Origin of the sequence: Actinotalea ferrariae CF5-4 (assembly GCF_000603945.1) — a bacterium.
Taxonomy (GTDB): Bacteria; Actinomycetota; Actinomycetes; order Actinomycetales; family Cellulomonadaceae; genus Actinotalea; species Actinotalea ferrariae.
Genome location: NZ_AXCW01000496.1, coordinates 1 through 1,129, shown reverse-complemented (window position 1 = coordinate 1,129; position 1,129 = coordinate 1). Strand labels below are relative to the sequence as shown.

Sequence of the window (1,129 nt, the reverse complement as noted above, 5' to 3'; positions counted from 1 at the left end):
CGAGCGGGGTCGTCGGGCGCGTCGAGGTCCGCGCGGCCGGCGAGGAGCGCGCCCAGGATGCCGGCAAGGACGTCGCCGGCCCCGGCGGTCGCGAGCCACGGGGGCGCGTCCGCCTGGGCGTAGGCGCCGTGCGGCCCGACGACGACGCTCACGGCCCCCTTGAGCAGGACCGTCGCGCCCGTGCGGTCGTGCGCCTCCCGCGCCCACCGCAACGGCTCGGCCTCGACGTCCTCGCGGTCCACGTCGACCCACCGCCCCTGGAGCAGGCGCGCCAGCTCGCCGGCGTGCGGGGTGAGGACCACGCGCGGCGGCACCCGGTCCGGCAGGAGCCACAGCGCGCCGGCGTCGACGACGACCGGGAGGTGCTCGGCCACGGCGCCTGCGAGCGCGGCGCGCGCCCGGTCCGCCTGGTCCTCGTCCGCCGGGTCCAGCCCCGGGCCGAGCACCCACGCCTGCACCCGCACCTGCGCGTCGGAGCCGGTCACGACCTCCGGGTGCGCGGCGACGACCGCCTCGCGCACCCGGTCCGGGCCGACGTACCGCACCATCCCGCACCCGGCACCCTGCGCGCCCGCGACGGTGAGCACCGCCGCACCCGGGTACGTGGCGGTCCCCGCGACCACGCCGACGACGCCCCGGCTGTACTTGTGCGCGCCCGGCCCCGGGACGGGCCACAGGCCGGCGAGGTCGGCCGCGCCCAGCCGGACGAGCGCCGGGGCCACGGACCGCTCGGCCAGGACGGGCCGCAGGCCCAGGTCGACCACCTCCAGCCGGCCCACCAGGTGCGCCGCCGGCGGCAGCAGGAGCCCCGGCTTCGGCACGCCGAACGTCACCGTGAGGTCCGCGGGCAGCACCGGGCCGGGGACGGCACCGGTGTCTACCGCGAGGCCCGAGGGCAGGTCCACGGCGACGACGGCCGGGCGCAGCGCCGCGACATGCCCGGCACCCACCGACTCCAGCTGGCCCAGGACCTCCGCGAGCAGCCGGACGACCTCGGCCGCGGTCCCCCGCAGCCCCCCGCGGGCGCCGATGCCGAGCAGCCCGTCCAGCACGACGTCGGCGGCGGCCGCCTCGGCGAGGGCGTCCCCCAGCCAGTCGACGCCGGAGGCGCCCGACGCAGGCGCGGGGG

1 protein-coding gene is annotated in these 1,129 nt (G+C 80.4%); it reads right to left on the bottom strand.

Annotation, left to right across the window (positions count from 1 at the left end; all coding sequences use genetic code 11):
* On the bottom strand, positions 1-1,129 hold a 1,129-nt coding region (locus tag N866_RS19000; RefSeq protein WP_034229822.1), incomplete at both ends, for a bifunctional ADP-dependent NAD(P)H-hydrate dehydratase/NAD(P)H-hydrate epimerase.